The 19,259-nt window shown below is 69.4% G+C and carries 19 protein-coding genes; 12 read left to right on the top strand and 7 right to left on the bottom strand.

Annotated features, from left to right (window positions below; all coding sequences use genetic code 11):
* Positions 1 to 15: 15 nt before the first annotated feature.
* Positions 16 to 1,377: a GH1 family beta-glucosidase gene (locus tag ACWDO5_RS07115; protein WP_450529115.1), complete on the bottom strand. Its 1,362-nt coding sequence runs from the start codon at positions 1,375 to 1,377 to the stop codon at positions 16 to 18.
* A gap of 89 nt (positions 1,378 to 1,466) precedes the next feature.
* Between ACWDO5_RS07115 and treZ the strand changes: the two genes are divergently transcribed.
* The 6 genes from treZ to ACWDO5_RS07085 all read left to right on the top strand — a co-directional run bounded on the left by treZ (position 1,467) and on the right by ACWDO5_RS07085 (position 8,265).
* Entirely contained in the window at positions 1,467 to 3,212 is a 1,746-nt protein-coding gene (gene treZ, locus ACWDO5_RS07110; protein ID WP_450529114.1) for a malto-oligosyltrehalose trehalohydrolase, read from the top strand.
* A 44-nt stretch (positions 3,213 to 3,256) separates the two neighbouring features.
* The gene (locus ACWDO5_RS07105) at positions 3,257 to 4,261 is read left to right on the top strand and encodes an aldo/keto reductase (RefSeq protein WP_450529112.1); all 1,005 of its coding nucleotides are present in this window, start codon (positions 3,257 to 3,259) and stop codon (positions 4,259 to 4,261) included.
* Positions 4,262 to 4,479: 218 nt separating this feature from the next.
* Positions 4,480 to 4,959: a hypothetical protein gene (locus ACWDO5_RS07100; protein ID WP_450529111.1), complete on the top strand. Its 480-nt coding sequence runs from the start codon at positions 4,480 to 4,482 to the stop codon at positions 4,957 to 4,959.
* Between the two features lie 14 nt (positions 4,960 to 4,973).
* The gene (locus ACWDO5_RS07095; RefSeq protein WP_450529110.1) at positions 4,974 to 7,271 is read left to right on the top strand and encodes a hypothetical protein; all 2,298 of its coding nucleotides are present in this window, start codon (positions 4,974 to 4,976) and stop codon (positions 7,269 to 7,271) included.
* Complete coding sequence (locus ACWDO5_RS07090) at positions 7,268 to 7,786, top strand: hypothetical protein (protein ID WP_450529108.1); 519 nt, start codon at positions 7,268 to 7,270, stop codon at positions 7,784 to 7,786. Before ACWDO5_RS07095 ends, ACWDO5_RS07090 begins: the two co-directional genes overlap by 4 nt.
* On the top strand, positions 7,786 to 8,265 hold the full coding sequence (locus tag ACWDO5_RS07085) for a hypothetical protein (RefSeq protein ID WP_450529106.1): 480 nt from the start codon (positions 7,786 to 7,788) through the stop codon (positions 8,263 to 8,265). The genes ACWDO5_RS07090 and ACWDO5_RS07085 overlap by 1 nt, the downstream gene beginning before the upstream one ends.
* Here the strand turns inward: ACWDO5_RS07085 and ACWDO5_RS07080 are convergent.
* A complete protein-coding gene (locus ACWDO5_RS07080) occupies positions 8,157 to 9,278 on the bottom strand; it encodes an aminopeptidase P family protein (RefSeq protein ID WP_450529104.1) in 1,122 nt (373 codons plus the stop codon). The two genes, ACWDO5_RS07085 and ACWDO5_RS07080, sit on opposite strands and share 109 nt — an antisense overlap.
* A gap of 37 nt (positions 9,279 to 9,315) precedes the next feature.
* A complete protein-coding gene (locus tag ACWDO5_RS07075) occupies positions 9,316 to 10,269 on the bottom strand; it encodes a hypothetical protein (RefSeq protein ID WP_450529103.1) in 954 nt (317 codons plus the stop codon).
* A 135-nt stretch (positions 10,270 to 10,404) separates the two neighbouring features.
* On the opposite strand from ACWDO5_RS07075, the gene ACWDO5_RS07070 reads away from it, so the two are divergent.
* On the top strand, positions 10,405 to 10,794 hold the full coding sequence (locus ACWDO5_RS07070; RefSeq protein WP_450529102.1) for a VOC family protein: 390 nt from the start codon (positions 10,405 to 10,407) through the stop codon (positions 10,792 to 10,794).
* 11 nt (positions 10,795 to 10,805) lie between these two features.
* Positions 10,806 to 10,940 (top strand): hypothetical protein, encoded by a 135-nt coding sequence (locus ACWDO5_RS07065; protein ID WP_450529100.1) that lies wholly within the window; start codon positions 10,806 to 10,808, stop codon positions 10,938 to 10,940.
* Positions 10,941 to 11,338: 398 nt separating this feature from the next.
* On the opposite strand, the gene msrB is transcribed toward ACWDO5_RS07065, so the two are convergent.
* The 4 genes from msrB to ACWDO5_RS07045 form a co-directional block, all read right to left on the bottom strand.
* A complete protein-coding gene (gene msrB, locus ACWDO5_RS07060; protein WP_450529098.1) occupies positions 11,339 to 11,746 on the bottom strand; it encodes a peptide-methionine (R)-S-oxide reductase MsrB in 408 nt (135 codons plus the stop codon).
* Positions 11,747 to 11,759: 13 nt separating this feature from the next.
* Positions 11,760 to 13,169, bottom strand: coding sequence for a UDP-N-acetylmuramate--L-alanine ligase (gene murC, locus ACWDO5_RS07055; RefSeq protein ID WP_450529096.1), 1,410 nt, complete (start codon positions 13,167 to 13,169; stop codon positions 11,760 to 11,762).
* A gap of 70 nt (positions 13,170 to 13,239) precedes the next feature.
* The gene (locus tag ACWDO5_RS07050) at positions 13,240 to 13,710 is read right to left on the bottom strand and encodes an indole-3-glycerol phosphate synthase (RefSeq protein ID WP_450529095.1); all 471 of its coding nucleotides are present in this window, start codon (positions 13,708 to 13,710) and stop codon (positions 13,240 to 13,242) included.
* 116 nt (positions 13,711 to 13,826) lie between these two features.
* Positions 13,827 to 14,651 (bottom strand): pyrimidine reductase family protein, encoded by an 825-nt coding sequence (locus tag ACWDO5_RS07045; RefSeq protein WP_450529093.1) that lies wholly within the window; start codon positions 14,649 to 14,651, stop codon positions 13,827 to 13,829.
* Between ACWDO5_RS07045 and zapE the strand changes: the two genes are divergently transcribed.
* From zapE to ACWDO5_RS07025, 4 genes are all read left to right on the top strand, one after another.
* Positions 14,650 to 15,759, top strand: a complete 1,110-nt coding sequence (gene zapE / locus ACWDO5_RS07040; protein WP_450529091.1) for a cell division protein ZapE — start codon at positions 14,650 to 14,652, stop codon at positions 15,757 to 15,759. The genes ACWDO5_RS07045 and zapE overlap by 2 nt on opposite strands.
* A gap of 41 nt (positions 15,760 to 15,800) precedes the next feature.
* Complete coding sequence (locus ACWDO5_RS07035; RefSeq protein WP_450529089.1) at positions 15,801 to 16,226, top strand: OsmC family protein; 426 nt, start codon at positions 15,801 to 15,803, stop codon at positions 16,224 to 16,226.
* A gap of 143 nt (positions 16,227 to 16,369) precedes the next feature.
* Positions 16,370 to 17,731: an alkaline phosphatase PhoX gene (locus tag ACWDO5_RS07030; RefSeq protein WP_450529088.1), complete on the top strand. Its 1,362-nt coding sequence runs from the start codon at positions 16,370 to 16,372 to the stop codon at positions 17,729 to 17,731.
* A gap of 84 nt (positions 17,732 to 17,815) precedes the next feature.
* Entirely contained in the window at positions 17,816 to 19,228 is a 1,413-nt protein-coding gene (locus ACWDO5_RS07025; RefSeq protein ID WP_450529086.1) for a nucleobase:cation symporter-2 family protein, read from the top strand.
* Positions 19,229 to 19,259 lie beyond the last annotated feature (31 nt).

Raw genomic sequence — 19,259 nt, 5'->3', positions numbered from 1 at the left:
CTCAGTGCCGCGAGTTCACTTCTCCGGCGCTGAGCGCTGGGCGGCGATGGCGTCCCGGTACCAGGCATACGAGGCCTTCGGCGTGCGCTTGAGCGTCTCGTAGTCGACGTGGACAAGACCGAAGCGCTGGGACGCGCCTTCGACCCACTCGATGTTGTCGGTGAGCGACCAGGTGAAATAGCCGCGTACGTCGACTCCCGCGCCGATCGCCTCGTGCAGCGAGCGCAGATGGGCGTCGAGGAAGGCGATACGACGAGGGTCGTCAAGGCCGTCGTACGAGCAGCCGTTCTCGGTGATGTACAGCGGCGGCAGGCCGTCGCCGAACCGGTCCTTCAGCTGCACGAGCAGCTCGCGGAGCCCGTCGGGGACGACCGGCCAGCCGAAGTCGGTGCGCTCGTCGCTCTCGATGTCCCGTACCCCGAAGGGGAGTTCGGCGGGCATGCCGACGCCCGCGAAGTCCCCGAGGGCGTCGTTCGAAGGGGCGCCGACGAGCATCGGGTGGTAGTAGTTCACTCCGTACCAGTCGAGGGGAGCGGAGATGACGGCGAGATCGTCGGCGACCGGTCCCGGCATCAGGGCGGCGAAGTTCTCGTCGGGGTAACGGCCGGTAAGGATCGGGTCGGCGAACATCCAGTTGGTGATCGTGTCGTACAGCTCCGCGCCGAATCGGTCCTCCTCGCTCGTCCCCGCGGTCCGCACGGGCGAGTGGGAGACTGCGATGCCGATGTTCGCCACGCCCGCCGCGCGCAGTGCCTGGACGGCGAGGCCGTGGGCGAGCAGCTGGTGGTGGGCTGCCGGCAGCGCGTCGAAGAGGAGCTGCTTGCCGGGCGCGTGCTCACCGAGGGCGTAGCCGAGCAGGGTGACCTCGGCCGGCTCGTTGATGGTGATCCACATCGGTACGCGGTCGGTGAGCCGTTCGGCGACCACGGACGCGTACTCGGCGAACCGGGCCGCCGTGTCGCGATTGAGCCAGCCGCCCGCCTCGTCCAGCGGGAGCGGGGTGTCCCAGTGGTAGAGGGTGGGCGCGGGCGTGATGCCGTGGGCGCACAGTTCGTCGACGAGCCGGTCGTAGAAGTCGAGCCCGGCGGCGCTCACCTGTCCGGTGCCGCCGGGGACGACGCGCGGCCAGCTGACCGAGAAGCGGAAGGCGTCCGCGCCGAGCCCGGCGAGCAGGGCTACGTCCTCGCGGTAGCGGGCGTGGAAGCCGGTGCCGCGCGAGGCGTCGGCGCCGTCCTTGATCCGGCCCTGGGCGGCGAAGGCGTCCCATCCGGAGGGGCCCTTGCCGTCGGTGTCGGCTGCCCCCTCGGTCTGGAAGGCGGAGGCGGACGCGCCCCAGAGGAAGCCGGGCGGGAACTCGGGCAGCGGCGGCAGCGACATGGTTCGTGACCTTAAAGCCCCAACGTCACCGCCTCTAGACCCCGATCTTGCCAGGATGGAGGTCGGCAGAGACGACGAGGGGACCGCCAGTGCTGTTCGAGGTGTGGGCGCCGCAGGCCAAGGACCGGGTGGCGCTGTGGCTGGAGGGCGAGGAGCGCTCGATGGTGCGCGCCGAGGGGCGTGCGGGCTGGTGGCACGCGGAGGCCGACGCGGGCGACGGCGCGCGGTACGGCTTCGCGCTGGACGGCGGTCCCGTGCTGCCCGATCCGCGCTCGCGGCGCCAGCCGGAAGGGCCGGACGGGCCGAGCGCGGTGGTCGACCAGGGTGCGTACGAGTGGCGGCACGCGTGGGCGGGGCGTGGGCTCGGCGGCGCGGTGCTGTACGAGATGCACATCGGCACGTACACCCGCGAGGGCACCCTGGACGCGGCGGCCGAACGGCTGGGCGAGCTGGCCGAGTTGGGAATCACCCATGTCGAGCTGATGCCACTGTGCCCCTTCCCCGGGGTGCACGGCTGGGGCTACGAGGGCGTGTCGCCGTGGGCTGTGCACGAGCCGTATGGCGGCCCCGAGGCGCTCAAGCGCTTTGTCGACACGGCGCACGGGCACGGCCTCGGGGTGGTACTGGACGTGGTCCACAACCACCTCGGCCCGTCCGGGAACTATCTGCCCGCCTTCGGCCCGTACTTCACCGACACCCACCACACTCCGTGGGGTTCGGCCGTCAACCTCGACGCCCCGGGCTCGGACGAGGTGCGTGCGTATCTGCTGGGCAGCGCGCTGGCCTGGCTGCTCGACCACCGTCTGGACGGGCTGCGTCTGGACGCGGTACACGCCCTCGCCGACAGCCGAGCGCTGACCTTCCTGGAGGAACTCTCGACCGCGGTCGACGAGATCTCCGGCGAGATCGGACGGCCGCTGTTCCTGATCGCCGAGTCGGATCTGTGCGACCCGCGGACGACGAGTCCGATCGAGGCGGGCGGCCTCGGTCTGCACGCGCAGTGGAACGACGACTTCCACCACGCCCTGCACACCATGCTGACCGGCGAGTCCCAGGGCTACTACGCCGACTTCGCCGCCGCCCCCCTCGCGGCCCTCGCCAAGACCCTCACCCGCGTCTTCTTCCACGACGGCACGTACTCGTCCTTCCGCGGCCGTACGCACGGCCGTCCGGTCGATGTGACAAGCACCCCCGCACTTCGCTTCCTCGGCTATGCGCAGACGCACGACCAGATCGGCAACCGGGCGCTGGGCGACCGGCTCTCGGCCACCCTCTCCCCCGGGCTGCTGGCGTGCGCGGCCGCGCTGGTGCTGACCGGGCCCTTCACGCCGATGCTTTTCATGGGCGAGGAGTGGGGTGCCCGCACGCCCTGGCAGTTCTTCACCGACCACACCGACCCTGAGCTCGCCGATGCCGTACGGGTCGGCAGGCGGCGGGAGTTCGCGGCGCACGGCTGGGCGGCCGAACAGATCCCCGACCCGCAGTCTCCGCTGACCAGGGAGCACTCCTGTCTGGACCGGGCCGAGCGGGAGCGGGAGCCGCACGCCCGGCTGCTGGCCTGGCACCGCGAACTGATCGCGCTGCGCCGTACGCAGTCCGACCTGGCCGACCCCGATCTGGCCGCGGTGAAGGTGGCGTACGACGAACAGGCGCGCTGGCTGGCCTTCCGGCGCGGCGATCTGCGGGTCGCGGTCAATCTCGCCAAGGATCCGGCCGCGATCCCGCTGGGCGGCGGCGGCCGGGTACTGGCGGCCTGGGAGCCGGTCGAGGCGCCGGGCGCCGATGGCCTGTTGCACCTGCCGCCGGAGTCCTGCGTCGTCCTGGCAGACGACTGAAAACCCTTGTCCTCGAGCGCGCTCAAGCTCCTACTGTCGCTGCTATGAGGCAACGGAATCTGGGCAGGACAGGTCTGCGCGTCAGCGAGCTCTGCCTCGGCACGATGAGCTTCGCCGACGACGCGAGCGGACATAGCGTCCTCGACGCCTTCACCGAGGCGGGCGGCACCTTCATCGACACCGCCGACATGTACGGGCGCGGCGGCTCGGAGGAGATCCTGGGCCGCTGGCTCAAGAGGCGCAGGCGCGACGACCTGGTCGTCGCGACCAAGGTGTGGGGGCGGATGGGCGACGCGCCCAACGACGGCGGACTGAGCCGCAAGCACATCGTCGCGGCGGTGGAGGCGAGCCTGCGCCGTCTCGGCACGGACTACATCGATCTGTACCAGACGCATGTGTGGGATCCGACGACTCCGATCGAGGAGACCCTCGCCACGCTCGACACCCTGGTGAAGGCCGGCAAGGTCCGCTACGTGGGCGCCAGCAATGTGTCCGCCTCGCAGTTGCAGCGCTCCCTCGATACGGCCCGGCACAGTGGGTGGGAGCCCTATGTGTGTCTCCAGCCGCTCTACAACCTGCTGCGCCGTGAGCTGGAGTGGGAGCTGGCGCCGCTGTGCGAGGCCGAGGGCGTCGGCGTCATTCCGTGGAGCCCACTGTCCGGCGGCTGGCTGACCGGCAAGTACCGGCGCGGCATGGAGTCCGTGCCGGCCGACTCCCGGGAGGCCCGGTTCCAGGAGCGGTCGGGGAACGAGGGCTGGCGCGAGCGGGACACCGAGGACACCTGGCGAGTGCTGGACGCGCTGCACGAGGTGGCCGACGAGGCGGGCCGTACGCCGTCGCAGGTGGCGCTGCGCTGGCTGGCGGAGCGGCCGGCGGTAACCGCGCCCATCATCGGGCCGCGGACGGCCGAGCAGCTGACGGACAATCTGGGCGCGGTCGGCTGGGAGCTGACAGCGGACCAGACCGGGAAGCTGGACACGGCGAGCGCGCGCCCGCTGCCGTATCCGTACGACATGCTGGCGCGCCACAACCACCACGACCCGCGCTAGACGGGTGTGAGTCGGTGGAAAAAGGTGCCGAGTGTACTGACGCGTAGCGGTCCGTTGCCCCTGCACGTCAGCCGGGGCAACTGAGTATGCAGTTGGTCCCCGGTGTGCAGATCCGGTGAACCCTCTTGATCCGGCGGGACGATTATGGCGGGTTGGTAAGTTGACGGAGTGTTCCCGCCCGAACCGGTGGCGGGGCGACGGGGGGAAGGGATCCGGGCATGGCGTGGGACGAGTGGGAGCAGCTGAAGGGTCAGGCGGCCGACAGGCAATCGACGCGGATGCAGCTGAACCAGTACCCCGCCGACCCGGGCGGCGGCGGAGGCGGCGACGGCGATCTCGTGGTCCAGCAGGACGACCTCGGCGCGGTCGGCCACGACGCTTTCATCCTCCAGGACCGCCTCCGCAAGCAGGCCGACATCGCGGGCGCCGGCGCGAACAAGGAGGGCGCCGGCTCGACCATGCAGGCCGCTGCCGCGCTCAAGAGCCGCAACTTCGCGACGGGTAGCGCCCTGGAGACGACGGTCGAGATCTGGACGTCCCAGGTCAAGTCCGTCCTCCAGGCCTGCGCGCACATCTCCAACCACCTGGACTACAGCAAGAAGCTGCACGCCGAGGACGACGCCAAGCTCGGCGTCGAGGTCCACACCCGTACTGGTTCCGCCATTTCGGTTTCCAGGCTCAACGAGCTGTTCAAGTAGACGGAGCGAACGCGGTGAGCTTTGAGTACACGGACCTCCTGCAGATCGATTTCGGCAAGCTCGGCACTGCCGTATCCGACTGGAAGAAGACGGTCGACGATCTCAAGACCCTGGCCGACGACGCCCGCGATGGCATGAAGGCCAAGTCCGACCACGCGCGCTGGGCCGGTCTCAACGCCACGGTCACCCGTGGCTTCGTCACGAAGACGACGAAGGAGTTCGCGGACCTCCACACCGAGGCGAACAGCATCTTCCAGGTCCTCGAGGACGGCCACACGGAGCTCACCGCGCTGCAGAAGCAACTGCAGACGGCGGTGGAGACCGATGCCAGGAGCCTCGGCGTCCGCGTCGACGACATCGGCGATGGCAAGGTCCGCTGCTTCTTCCCGCACATCAGGGGCGACACCGACGAGCGCACCCAGGATCAGCTCGATGCCAAGAACGAGCTGGAGGGCCGGATCAACGGGATCCTGGCCCACGCGGACGAGATCGACGCCTCGGTGGCCCGGGCCCTCGGCAAGAGCCACGGCAGCGACCCCCACAACGCCGGCCACAGCTCGTACGAATCCCTCAACGACGCCCAGGTCGAGCGGGCCCTGGAGCTCGCGAAAAAGGGCAAGGAGATGTCCGACCAGGAGCTGGGCGAGCTCAACCGGCTGCTGCGCTACAACGGCACCGAGAAGGACGGCGAGTTCGCGACCGAGTTCTACGAGGGCCTCGGCGGCCCGGAGAAGACGCTCGAGTTCTACGCCGAGATGTCCATCAACGGCACCGGCACGGACCACACGCAGACCCGTCTGGACGGCGTCAAGGACCTCCAGCGCACCATGGGCCTGGCGCTCGCCAACGCCACCGACCCGGACACCAGGCACCATCTCCCTGCCAGCTGGGGCTCGGACTTCCGCCGCCTCGGCACCCAGGAGATCGGGTGGGAGAAGGGCCAGTGGAGCAAGCCGTACGGCTATCAGGTCCTCGGCGGCCTGCTGCGGTACGGGAACTACGACCCGCGCTTCCTCACCCCCATTGCGGAGCACGTCACCCAGCTCCACAAGGAAGACCCGTGGCGCTTCCTGACGAACAAGCCCGCGGGCAGCGAGGACATCTACGGCTTCAACCCCTCCGGGAAGCTCGGCACGGGCAATGACCCGCTCAACAGCGTCCTGGAGGCCCTGGGCCACAGCCCGGAGTCCTCGGAGAAGTTCTTCACGCAGCCGCCGACCGCGTACAACGAGGACGGCACGGTCAAGTCTGACGGCAAGGTGGACTTCGGCTCCTACCTCGACCTCTTCACCAAAGAGGACTTCGAGTGGACGATCGACACGAACGACACCAACGTCCTCGCCGACGAGGACAAGACCAAGAGGGCACTGGGGTACGGCCCCGAGGCTCTCGGGCATGCGCTGGAGGCCGCGACGACCGGGCGGCCGTACGACAGTGACGACACGGCCGAGGCGATTCGTCACACACCGGAGCGTGCGGAGCTGGTCAACGCCATCGTCGACAAGTTCGGTCAGCATCCTGAGCTGATCCGGCACAACGAGAATGGTGCTCTCGACACGGAAAGCGGCCCTCTTTATGCGATGCGTGGCAGCCTCGGCGACATCACGGCCGAGTACATGGCCGACTTCCAGAGCGCCTTCGCCAAGTCCGATGGAGATCAGTTCTCATCTTTCGGTGCATCAGCAGATCTCCGGGCGGACACCGCACACCGCTTCCTCGCCGAGGTGGGCCAGGACCCGGACGCCTACGCTTCGATCACCAGCGCACAGCAGGCGTACACAGCGAATGTCGTGAACGACGTGGTCAATGGAGACAGCACGTCCACCGTGTCGGACGCCGAAAGGCTGCGAAACGCCACCCGCCCCGGTGGCATCGTCGCGGGCATCATGAGCGAATCGCGAGCAGATGCCGTACTGGACTACCACTCCGCGGCCGACAAGGAATTCAATGAAGCCGCCGCCGACAAACAGAAGTGGGTTGATCGCATCCTGAGCGTCGGCATCGACAACACGGCCGGAAAGGTTCCGATTGTGGGTGATGTCGTGGGGTGGGCCTCCGAGGACATCCAGGACAGCATCATGAAGAGCATCGAACAGGACTCCGCGAACCAAGCCGAGGGCGAGGCGACCCGCTCATACCACGAAGGACGTTCAGCTCTCATGGAGTCCGCACGGACAGCCGTGGAGGCCGCCACACGCAGCGGTGACTTGAGTCTCGACACCATCAACGACCTCAAGGACTCGGCGGCGAACGGTGCCGACGACGGCCACACAGCAGGCGCTGCGATGGAGAGCTCGGGGGACGGGTCATGATCAAGCGAGTCCTCGCCGGCGCCGTCGGCGCCCTCACCCTGCTGGCACTGGCGAGCTGCTCCGACGGCAAGGAGCAGAACTATGCGATTCCCGCCAAACTGTGCGGCGCATCCGTGAAGCCGGAACTCACCAAGGATCTGCTGCCTGGGGGGAACAAACTTGAAGTCAACGAGTCGGAGTCCAACAGTTCGTCCCCACGCCAGTTCTGCACGCTGATCGTCGACGGGAACATCGAGCTCATGACCGAAGGCCGCTGGCAGCCAAGCGGAGTCAGCGCGAAGGACGCCGCCGAGAAGAGCCTGGTGTTCAACACACAGTCCACGCAGAGCGGCCGGTTCGCCATCGGAAACCAGCACGCCATCACCGTGGTCGACTGCAAGAATTCGAAGTACAAAGCCGAGCGGTTCTCCATCGATTTGGAAATGGCCGACGAGCAGGAGGGGATGGGCGACAAGATGGAGCGCTTCCTCGACGCGTTCTCCGAGTCCTATCGCAGCACCCTGCCCTGCGAGTAATGACGAGCCGGAGGCGTCTGCCGCGCATCGTCTGCATCACCGCCGCCGCGACCGCGATCGCCGTCACGGCGGCGGGCTGCTCGGACGATCCGAAGCGGGAGTACGCCGTGCCGAAGGCCCTGTGCGGAGTCTCGGTCCCGGAGAAGTCCCTCTCGCCGCTCCTGCCGCCCGGCAAGGACCTCACCACGCAGGAGGACACCCCGGTCCCGGACGCGATCACGACCTGCAAGCTGACCGTGGACGGCGATCAGGTGCTCACCATCGAACGTGAACGCCGCGAGGCGGGCGCCTCGGCACGAGACATCGCTGTCAACCAGATCTCCGTCAAGCAGCCGAAGACCGCGGCGAACCGCACGATCACGTACGCCGGCTACTCCACGATCGCCATCTCGCGCGATGTGGTGTTCAGGCGGCGGCCCCCGTCCTCGGTGACCGTGACGATGTCCTCGATGCGGACGCCGAAGCGCCCGGGGAGATAGATCCCCGGCTCCACCGAGAAGCACATCCCCGGCACCAGCGGCCGCCCCTCGCCCTCGATCATGTACGGCGGTTCATGCGTGGTGACGCCGATGCCGTGGCCGGTGCGGTGGATGAACAGATCGCCGTACCCGGCCTCGTCGATGATCTCGCGGGCGGCGCGGTCGATCTCCTGGCAGGCCACGCCCGGTTCTACGGCCTCGACCCCGGCCCGCTGCGCCTCCTGTACGACATCGTGGATGTGCTGCTCGGCAGGGCCCGGCTCGCCGACATGGACGGTACGGGAGGTGTCGGAGCCGTAGCCGTGCTTGAGGCCGCCGAAGTCGAGGACGACCATGTCGCCGCGCTCGATGGTGCGGTCGCCGGCCTCGTGGTGCGGATTGGCGCCGTTCGGCCCGGAGCCGACGACGGTGAAGTCGACCTGGGAGTGGCCGAAGTGCTTGAGCAGCGCGCCGAGATCAGCCGCGACGTCCGTCTCCTTCCGCCCCGAGAAGCGGACCTTGAGGATCTCCTCGTACGCCGCGTCGGCGGCCGCGCCCGCCGCGGCCAGCCGCTCCAGCTCGGCCTCGTCCTTGACCGCCCGCAGCATCGGCAGCGCTTCGGTGAGCGATACGTACGAGGTTCCCGGCAGCTCCTTCTGCAGGCCGAGCAGATGCATCGCCCAGGCGTTGTCGCTGATGCCGAAACGACCGTCCACATCGAGCAGCGGCGCGGTGACGCCGTACGGATCCTTGCCGTCGGTCCAGTCCCGCAGGGTCAGCGTGGCCGCGCCCGGGGCCCGCTCGGCGTCCGGGGCCTCCAGGGTGGGGACGACGAGGACCGGGTCCTGGCCCGCGGCGAGGACGAGGAGGGTCAGCCGCTCGGTGACCGCGGGCCGGTAGCCGGTGAGGTATGTGAGGTCGGGGCCGGGCGCGACGAGCACTCCGGCGAGCCCCGCGTCGGCTGCGGAGTCGGCGGCGCGGACCATCCGGGCCTGGTAGTCAGCGGCGGTGAAGGGCGCGGGCGTCGTGGACATGGGGCCATCCTGCCCGCAGCTCGTGGGGCGCGCGAGCTCAGTCCTGGCCCTTGGCCACCAGCCGCTCGAGGAGTTCCTGGAATTCGTCGCCGACCACGATCCGCAGGCCCTCGCCGTCCTCGTCGTGGTCGCTGAGCTGGGTGAGCGTGCCGTCGCGCCACCAGTAGACGTACGGGCTGATGGCGCCGGGGGTGTCGGCGTAGCTGGAGGCGGCGAAGGAGGCCATGGCGTTGAGGGTGGGGATCATGCCGGCATCGTGGATGGCGTGGAAGGCGAGCTGGTGCCGGAAGGGCATGGCCACCAGCGCGCCGTCGGCGGTGAGCTGCTGCCCGGTGACCTGCCATACGACGTTGTCCAGCGCCAGGACCTGGCTGGCGGTGTAGAACGAGTCGCCGAGGACCACTTCGAAGCGCATGCCCTCGGCGTCCTTGACGGTCTCGTGTCCCTCGAGGGGCAGCCCCCTGAGGTTGTAGAGCGCCTGGTCGCGCAGGTACTGGAGGTCGCCGAGGGGTTCCAGGGCCTCGTCGGTCAGCATCATGACGCTCTCCGGGAGGTCGAGCGCGATGATCTCGTACAGGCCGGGGGCAAGGTTGCGGGCGTAGCCGAAGTTCTCCGGGTTGAAGCCGTCACGGCCGACGACGCGAGGGTAGAGCTGGGCACGGATCTGCTCGGTCGGCAGAGTGTCGAGCGCGGAGGGAGCGTCCATGGTGCGCAGCACCATCCCTACGTGCTGGCGGACGAGTTCGGGCCAGCCCCGCGGCCCGCGTTCGTCGTTGTGGCAGACGGCGGCGAGGTTCGCGAGGCCGAACTGGCGGCCCGCGCTGTCGGACACCACGTCCGCGTAGACAGTCACCTCCAGGCCCGATTCGGCGAAGGCTTCCCGCACCTGGGCGCGGAAGCGTGTGCCCTCGTCGGCCGAGAAGAAGGAGAACTCGGGGTCCCGGGGTGCATCGCGTCCGTCACGCTTCGGCCCTCGCCGGAACAACCCCACGTCAACCGCCTTCACTCGTTCGCTCGCGTGCCAGGGCTCCGAGCGTACCGACCCCGCCCGGTTCCTTCACCGCGGGCCGGGGCGGATTGTTCCATCGCGTTGATCGATCATCGTCATACGTATAACGTGGAGCACATGTCGTACATCGCCCTGGTCACCCTCGTTGTCCGCGACTACGACGAGGCAATCGCCTTCTACACCGACGCGCTCGGCTGCGAGCTGATCGAGGACACCGACCGCGGGGACGGCGGCCGCTGGGTGGTGGTCCGCCCGCGCGGGTCGGGCGACGGCACCGCGCTGCTGCTGGCCCGCGCCAAGGACGAGGTCCAGCGCGCGAGTGTGGGCGCGCAGACGGCCGGCCGGGTCGGCTTCTTCCTCCACACCGAGGATTTCGCGGCCGACCACGCGAGGATGACGGCGGCGGGCGTGCGCTTCCTGGAGGAGCCGCGGCACGAGACGTACGGCTCGGTCGCGGTCTTCGAGGATCTGTACGGCAACCGGTGGGACCTGCTGCAGCCCAAGTAACGTCCGGGCGCATGACCGAACATGCCCTCGATGCCCTGCGCCGGCGGCCGCGACTGGCGCAACTCGCCGCTTTCGCCTTCGACTTCGACCTGGAGCGCGCCCGGCACGGCGAGGAGGTCCGGCTCGCCTCGGGCGCCGCGCTGTAGGCGATGCCGTCGAGTTGGTCGGGCGGCCGTGCGGCGCGGCGCCTGCCGCAGCCCACGTCCACCGAGCGCGTAACAGCCGAGGCGCCCAGCAACTCGTAGGCGCGCAGCCGCAGTTGCTCGGTTTCCGTGTGAAGGTCCCCCCGACCACGCGTGAGCCTCCCCGGCCTGGCGTCCCGAGCACGTATGCCTCGGTCGCCGTGCGGCGGCCTGCTTGCGGGCCTCCCACTCGGCGTCGGACACCTCGGGGTGAGCCTCGCGCACCCGACGCTTCACATCGGCCCAGCTGGTGTGCCGGCTCATCAGGCACCCCTGCCCTCGCCTACGCGTCGCACCTCGGCCAGGTACTCGTCATAGCGGGCCTCGGCAGTCGGAATTGCATCGGTTGACGCTGGGCGGACTCAGCCCTCGTCCGGCGTCAGCCGCAGCGAAATGCTGTTGATGCAGTACCGCTGGTCCGTCGGGGTCGGATAGCCCTCACCCTCGAAGACGTGGCCCAGATGCGACCCGCACCTCGCGCACCGCACCTCCGTGCGGGACATCCCGTGCGAGCGGTCCTCGATCAGCTCGACCGCGTCCGTGTCCTTCGGGTCGTAGAAGCTCGGCCAGCCGCAGTGCGACTCGAACTTCGTGTCCGAGCGGAAGAGCTCGGCGCCGCACGCCCGGCAGGAGTACACGCCCGCCGTCTTGGTGTCCGTGTACTCACCGACGAAGGCGGGCTCCGTGCCGGCCTTCCGCAGGACCTGGTATTCCGCGGGGGACAGCTCCGCGCGCCACTGCTCGTCCGGCTTTTCGATGTCGTACGACATGAGAACGGCTCCCTCAGTTCGACAGGCGGGCCGGGCCGAGCTTCCTCAGGATGTCCGGACCGAGGTCCGTGACGTCGCCCGCGCCCATGGTGAGAACCAGATCACCGGGCTTCGCCATTCCCGCGACCACGTCGGGCACGGTCACCTTGTCGTGGACGGCCGTCACGTCCGCGCCCGCCGCGCGCGCCGCGTCGATGATCAGGGCGCTGGTGATGCCCGGGATCGGGTCCTCGCGGGCCGGGTAGATGTCGAGGACCACGGACGCGTCGGCCAGTGCGAGAGCCTCGCCCATTTCCGTGCCGAGTTCCTGGGTGCGGGAGAAGAGGTGCGGCTGGAAGACGACCAGCAGCCGGGCGTCCGCCGCCGCGCCGCGCATCGCTTCGAGGTCGGCGGTCATCTCGGTGGGGTGGTGGGCGTACGAGTCGATGACCTGGACGCCCGCGGCCTCGCCCTTGAGCTGGAGGCGCCGCTTGACGCCGGTGTACTTGCCGATCGCGGACGCCAGGTTGTGCGCCGGAATGCCGAGAGCGACGCCGGCGGCGAGTGCGGCCACGGCGTTGTGCGCGTAGTGGTTGCCGGGGACCGAGACGGTGAAGGTCAGGAAGCGGTCGCCCAGCAGGACCGTGACCTCGCTGGTGAGGCCGCGCGGGGTGACCTTGTGGACCCGTACGTCGGCCGTCTGCGACTCTCCGTACGTGACGACCTTCAGCGTGGACAGGTCGCGGATACGGGACGTGAGCTCGACCGCGCCGGGCTGGTCGGCGGAGATCACCAGCGTGCCGCCCGGAACGACCTTGCCGACGAACGTCTCGAAGGAGTCGTAGATCTCGTCCATCGAGGCGTAGTTGGCGTGGTGGTCGAGCTCCACATTGAGGACGATCGCGACCTCGGGGTCGTACTTCTGGAAGCTGCGGTCGCTCTCGTCGGCCTCGGCCACGAAGATGTCGCCCTCGCCGTGGCGGGCGTTCGTCCCCGGTCCGGCGAGGTCACCGCCGATGGCGTACGCGGGATCGAGGCCCAGCTCGGTCAGGGACACGGCCAGCATGGAGGTGGTGGTCGTCTTGCCGTGCGTGCCGGCGACTGCGATCGAGCGCAGGCCCGTCATCAGCGAGGCCAGCGCGTCGGAACGGTGGACGACCGGGACGGACAGCTCGGCGGCGCGCGCCAGCTCCGGGTTGTCGGGGCGGATGGCGCTGGAGACGACCACGCAGGTCGCGTCGTCCGCGAGGTGCGAGGCCGCGTGCCCGATGTGGACGGTGGCGCCCAGCGCCCGCAGGGCCTCGGCCGTCGCAGACTCCTTGGCGTCGCTGCCCGCGACCTTCGCTCCGCGCTGGGCGAGGATCTTCGCGATGCCCGACATTCCGGCGCCGCCGATGCCGATGAAGTGCGGGCGTTCCATGGCGCTAGGGACGGCGGGTGCCATGCGTGTCTCTCCCCAAGATGTACGAGCAAGATCAGCGAGCGAGGCGCACGAGTACGTGCGAGGGTCCAGCCTATTCGCTGTGCGCGAAGAGCTTGAGCACCGGTACGCCGACCTTGTGGCGGGCCCTTGAGGCCCAGTCCCGGTGGAAGAACTCCTCCACATAGTGCGGTGCGGTGAGCACGATCACTTCGTCGGCGTCCGACTCATCGACGGCGGCCTTCAGTCTGTCCAGCGGGTGGTCCTCGACGACCTGGCCCACAGCCTCGGAGCCGGCGGCTCTCAGCGCGGCGAGCGAGTGGTCCAGGGCGCGCTCGGCGGGAGCTTTGGCGGCGTGGCCCTCCGGCTCCTCGCCCTCGCGGACGGCTTCCTTCAGTTCGCCGATCGCGACGTCGTCGATGGCCCTCAGCAGCAGATCGGCCTGATCGCCGCGGGGCTGCATCAGCACGACGAACGAGACAGCGTCATCACCGTGCAGGGTGGTGACGAATTCCACGTCTTCGGAGGTCAGGGGCTTCTCGATCATCAATACGCTTGTGAACACGTCCGGAGCCCTTCTGCGGAACCGTCCTTCCCCGTGACCGCACGGGGTCTGCGAGACCAATTGTCCCAGCCGGAGCACCGGCCGGGGCTAGCCGGAACGACAAATTCCGCTGATTGTCAGATGTGACGGTAGCGGGTGAAAAGGAACCCCGCCTCTTCCAGTACAGAAGCCAGGGCGAACCTCGAAGGAACGGCCGGCGCCGGTCCGCCCGCGATCCGCTGCGCGTCCCCCGCCGTCAGCGTCGGCGACAGGGTCAGGCACAGCTCGTCGAGTACCCCGGCCGCCACGAATTGACCCAGCAGCCGCGGCCCGCCCTCGGTGAGCAGCCGCACCAGACCGCGCTGCGCCAGTGCTCGTACCGCTCTGACCGGCTCCACCCCGGGGCCGTCCCCAGCGATCACCACCTCCGCGCCCGCCTTCTCCGCCGCGCGGATACGGTCCGGCGGCGCCGCGGCCCCCGTCAGCACCATCGTCGGGACGAGCGGCTCGGCGAACAGCGGGAGCGAGTAGTCGAGGTCGAGCGAGGCGCTGACCACCGCGATCGCGGGCGCGGGGCCCTGGCCGGCCGCGGCCCGCCGCTCCGCGAAGGCCTCCCGGGCGCGGGCCGGGCGGTAGCCCTCCAGGCGTACCGTTTCCGCGCCCACCACCACCGCATCGGCGAGCCCCCGCAGCATGCCGAAGATCCGCATGTCGGTGTCGGACGAGATGGGCTGCGAGCGGCCCTCGTGCTGGGCGGCCCCGTCCAGCGAGGAGACCATGTTCGCCCGCAGCCAGGCCCGGCCCGCGGCGCCGGCCCGGCCCCCAGGACCGGCTCCGGCACCCGCCCCGCCCCCGGATCCGGTCCCGTCCGCCGGATACGCGTAGGCCTCGGCCAGCTCGTCCAGGGACCACTCCCGGTCCACGGCGGCTGTCTGGTCGGTCACAGGGAGCAGACGTCGCATGTCGTGCAGTCTGGCACGGCCCTTACAGTTGGGAACTGTGTCGACCAGTGCCATAACCGAAGCGTCCCCGCTGTCCCTGTGCGCCCGCGAGCCGCATGTCCCCGCCGACCGACTGGTCGCCGAGATGGTGCCGCCGCCGCGCTTCGACTCGGTGCGCTTCGATACGTACGTCCCCGACCCGAACCAGCCCAGCCAGAGCGAGGCGGTCACGGTCCTCGCCTCGTTCGCGGCGGGCCTCGGCGGGGCGCACGCGAGCGGCTCGGGCCGGCGCAGGTGGTTCGCCAGGAAGCCCGCGGCGCCCACCGGACCGCGCGGCGTCTACCTCGACGGCGGCTACGGCGTCGGCAAGACGCATCTGCTTGCCTCTCTGTGGCACGCCACCCCGGCCGACCCGTCGCTGAAGGCCTTCGGCACCTTCGTGGAGCTGACGAACCTCGTCGGAGCGCTCGGCTTCCAGCAGACCGTGCAGACCCTGAGCGGGCACCGGCTGCTCTGCATCGACGAGTTCGAGCTCGACGACCCCGGCGACACCGTCCTCGTCTCGACGCTGCTCGGCAAGCTGGTCGACGCGGGCGTCGCGCTTGCGGCCACCTCGAACACGCTGCCCGGCAAGCTCGGCGAGGGCCGGTTCGCCGCCGTCGACTTCCTCCGCGAGATCCAGGGGCTCTCCGCGCACTTCCGTCCGCTGCGCATCGACGGCGAGGACTACCGCCACCGCGGGCTGCCCGACGCCCCTCCCCCGTACTCCGAGGAACAGGTCGCCAAGACCGCGTACGCGACCGACGGCGCGTCCCTCGACGACTTCCCACATCTGCTGGAGCACCTCGCGAAGGTGCACCCGAGCCGGTACGGGGCGCTCACCGACGGTCTGCGCGCCGTCTGCCTCACCGATGTGCAGCCCATTGCGGATCAGTCGACGGCGCTGCGGCTGGTCGTGCTCGCCGACCGGCTGTACGACCGGGAGGTTCCGGTGCTCGCCTCGGGCATGCCTTTCGACCAACTGTTCAGCGAAGAGATGCTGAACGGCGGTTACCGCAAGAAGTACTTCCGGGCGATCTCCCGCCTCACTGCGCTGGCCCGGGACGCAAAGGGCTTGTTGTCCAAGTAGGTTGGGGCTGGTTGGTACCAATCCATCTGAAGGGACCCATCATGGCTACCACGCGTCAGGCGCACACCGTCTGGGAGGGCAACCTGCTCGAGGGCAAGGGGGCTGTCACCCTCGACTCCTCCGGCATTGGCGAGTACCCGGTCTCCTGGCCGTCGCGTGCCGAGGAGGCGAACGGCAAGACCAGCCCGGAGGAGCTGATCGCCGCCGCTCATTCCAGCTGCTTCTCCATGGCTCTCTCGCACGGGCTCGCCCAGGCCGGCAACCCGCCGACCAGGCTGAACACCCAGGCCGAAGTGACCTTCCAGCCGGGCACGGGCATAACCGGCATCCACATCACCGTGCAGGGCGAGGTCCCCGGTCTCGACGAGGCCGGCTTCGTGAAGGCGGCCGAGGACGCGAAGGCGAACTGCCCCGTCAGCCAGGCCCTTACGGGTACGAGCATCACGCTCACCGCATCGCTCGCCTGACACAGAAACCCCCTGAGGCATAGTGGCCCGCACGGTTCACGCGTCACCAGTGTGCGTGATACACACGTGCGGGTCACGTCACATCTCCTGTCCTCCCCCCATAGCCTTCGGCATGGGAGGTGCCCCCAACAGGGAGTTGCCTCATGTCCGCAACACGACGTCAAGTCCTGGCCGGCACCGGTGCGTTGAGCGCCGGGATCGCCTTCACCGGCGCCTTCTCCGAACTCTTCGCGGGCACCGCCGCCGCCGCCGGCGGGCACAGCGGGTACGGCCCGCTCGTCCCCGACCCCGCGGGACTGCTCGATCTGCCGAAAGGTTTTCGCTACCGGGTCCTCTCCCGGGAGGGCGAGCCGCTGAGCTCCGGCGAAGGCCGGGTCCCCAGCAACCACGACGGCATGGGGGCCTTCGCGGGCCGCCGCGGCCGCGTCAATCTCGTCCGCAACCACGAGAACCGCGTCACCGCCGCGATCGGCGTCCCCACGGTCGAGGGCCTCACCTACGACCCGGTGGGCAAGGGCGGCTGTACGGCGCTGGAGCTGGACAGCCAGGGCAATGTCCTGTCCGAGCGGGTAGCCATCGCCGGCACCGCCGTCAACTGCGCCGGCGGGCCCACCCCGTGGCGCACCTGGCTCACCTGCGAGGAGACCGAGGACAAGGCCGGCACCAACGGCTACACCAAGGACCACGGCTTCATATTCGAGGTGGACGGCGCCGATCCGCGCCGTACCGGAGCCGTGCCGCTCACCGCGATGGGCCGCTTCCAGCACGAGGCGATCGCCGTCGATCCCCGCAGCGGGATCGTGTACGAGACAGAGGACGCCTTCGAGCGGCCCTTCGGGCTCTTCTACCGCTTCCTGCCCAGCAAGCCGCTCGGCGGTACGGGCTCGCTGCGCGCGGGCGGGACGCTGGAGGCGATGCGGGTACCGGGCGTGCCCGACCTGTCCGCGATCCAGGAGCCGGGCGCGAGCTTCGACCGGATCGAGTGGGCGCCCGTACCGAACAGCCAGGCGAAGCAAACGCCCATCAGGCTGCAGGACTTCGGCCCGAAGGGCATCACCCACGCCCAGAAGCTGGAGGGCTGCTACTGGGGCGGGAGTTCGGTGTACTTCGTCTCCAGCTTCGCGCACAGCGCGCAGGGCTCGGCGGCCGACCACTTCGGGCAGGTGTGGAAGTACGAGCCGCACCGGCGCCGGCTCACGCTGGTGATCGCCTTCGGGCCGAGTACGGACATCCAGTTGCCCGGCGAGTCCCCCGACAACATCTGCCTCGCGGCCGACGGCGGGCTGATGGTGTGCGAGGACGGCGGCGGTGCGCAACATGTGTACGGGCTGACCAAGCGCGGCGAGGTCTATCCGATGGCGCGCGGGCGGCAGAACATCGGCACGCCAGAGGCCCCGGAGTGGGGCGAGTTCGCGGGAGTCACCTTCTCGCCGGACGGGGAGACCATGTACGTCAACTGCTATACGCCAGGCACGACGTTCGCGGTGACCGGCCCCTGGCGCTGATACACACGCGTAACGCGCCCGCCGCGCTCAGCAAAAGATCACCTGCGTGAATGCTGGGCAGTCCCCGCACCGGAAGGTCTGCCCATGGATGCCGCTGTGTCCCGCCACCCCGTCGACAGCCGGCCGCCGTCCGCCCGGCTGGCCGCGCTCGGCATCCAGCATGTGCTGATCATGTACACCGGCTGTGTCACCGTGCCGCTGATCTTCGGCGCGGCAGCCGGTCTGGACTCCTCGGCGATCGCCCTTCTCATCAACGCGGATCTGCTCGTCGCGGGTCTGATCACGCTGGTCCAGAGCCTGGGCATCGGCAAGATCTTCGGCATCAGGCTCCCCATCGTCACCGGCGCGACGTTCGCCGGGGTGACCCCGATGATCCTGATCGAGCAGGAGTACGGCATGCAGGCCGTGTACGGCTCCATGCTCGCGGCCGGGTTCTTCGGACTGCTCATAGCCGTGCCGTTCGCGCGGCTGGTGCGGTTCTTCCCACCGCTGGTGAGCGGCACAGTGATCACGGTCATCGGGCTCTCCCTGATCGGCGTCGCCGCCGGGCTGATCACCGGCAACGACCCCAAGTCCGCGGACTACGCGTCGGGTTCACGGCTCGCCCTGGCGGGCGGGGTGCTGGCATTCATCGTGATCTTCGCCAGGTTCACCCGCGGCTATCTGGGGCAGATAGGCGTCCTGCTCGCGCTGGTCGTCGGCACGCTGGCGGCCGTACCGATGGGTCTGACCGACTTCTCCGGAGTCTCGGACGCGAACTGGCTTGGGTTGGCTGCGCCGTTCCACTTCGGGGCCCCGCAGTTCCCGCCGACCGCCGTCATCGCGATGTGCGTGGTGATGCTGGTGATCTTCACCGAGTCGACGGCGTCGATGCTTGCGGTGGGCGAGGCGGCCGGACGGCCCGTCAGCGACAAGGACCTGGCGCGGGGCCTGGCTGCCGACGGTCTCTCCGGTGTCCTCGGCGGGGCGATGAACTCCTTCATGGACACCGTCTTCAGCCAGAATGTCGGGCTGATCGGCATGACGAAGGTCGTCAGCCGGTACGTCACCGCCGTGGCGGGCGGCATTCTGGTCGCGCTCGGACTGGTCCCCAAGCTGGGCGAGGTGGTGGCCGCGCTGCCGGGGCCGGTCGTCGGCGCGGCCGGGCTCGTGCTGTTCGCCACGGTCACGATGGTCGGCATCAATACGCTGCGCCGGGTCGACCTCACCGACGGCCACAACCTGACCATCGCGTCGGTCTCGCTGGGTGTTGGCCTGCTGCCGGAGGTCGCGAACGGCATCTACGACGGTTTCCCGTCCTGGGCGCAGATCAGCACCGGCAGCGGCATCACCAGCGCCGCGGTGACGGCGTTCGCGCTGAATCTCCTCTTCCACCACAGCACGCTCGCGGGAGCAGCTGTTCCGTCGCACGATCGGGGGAACGGATCGGACCCGGAAGGGGCGCGGGGTGGCCAAGAAGAAGGCGAAGAGGTGGAGGAAGCACGTTCAACTCCGTGAGCTGCTGGGCGACTTCGATGTGGGAAGCGGC

This window comes from Streptomyces sp. NPDC000880, from assembly GCF_053599675.1.
Note: the sequence above shows the minus strand (reverse complement) of the source record. Positions and strands in the feature narration are given on the sequence as shown.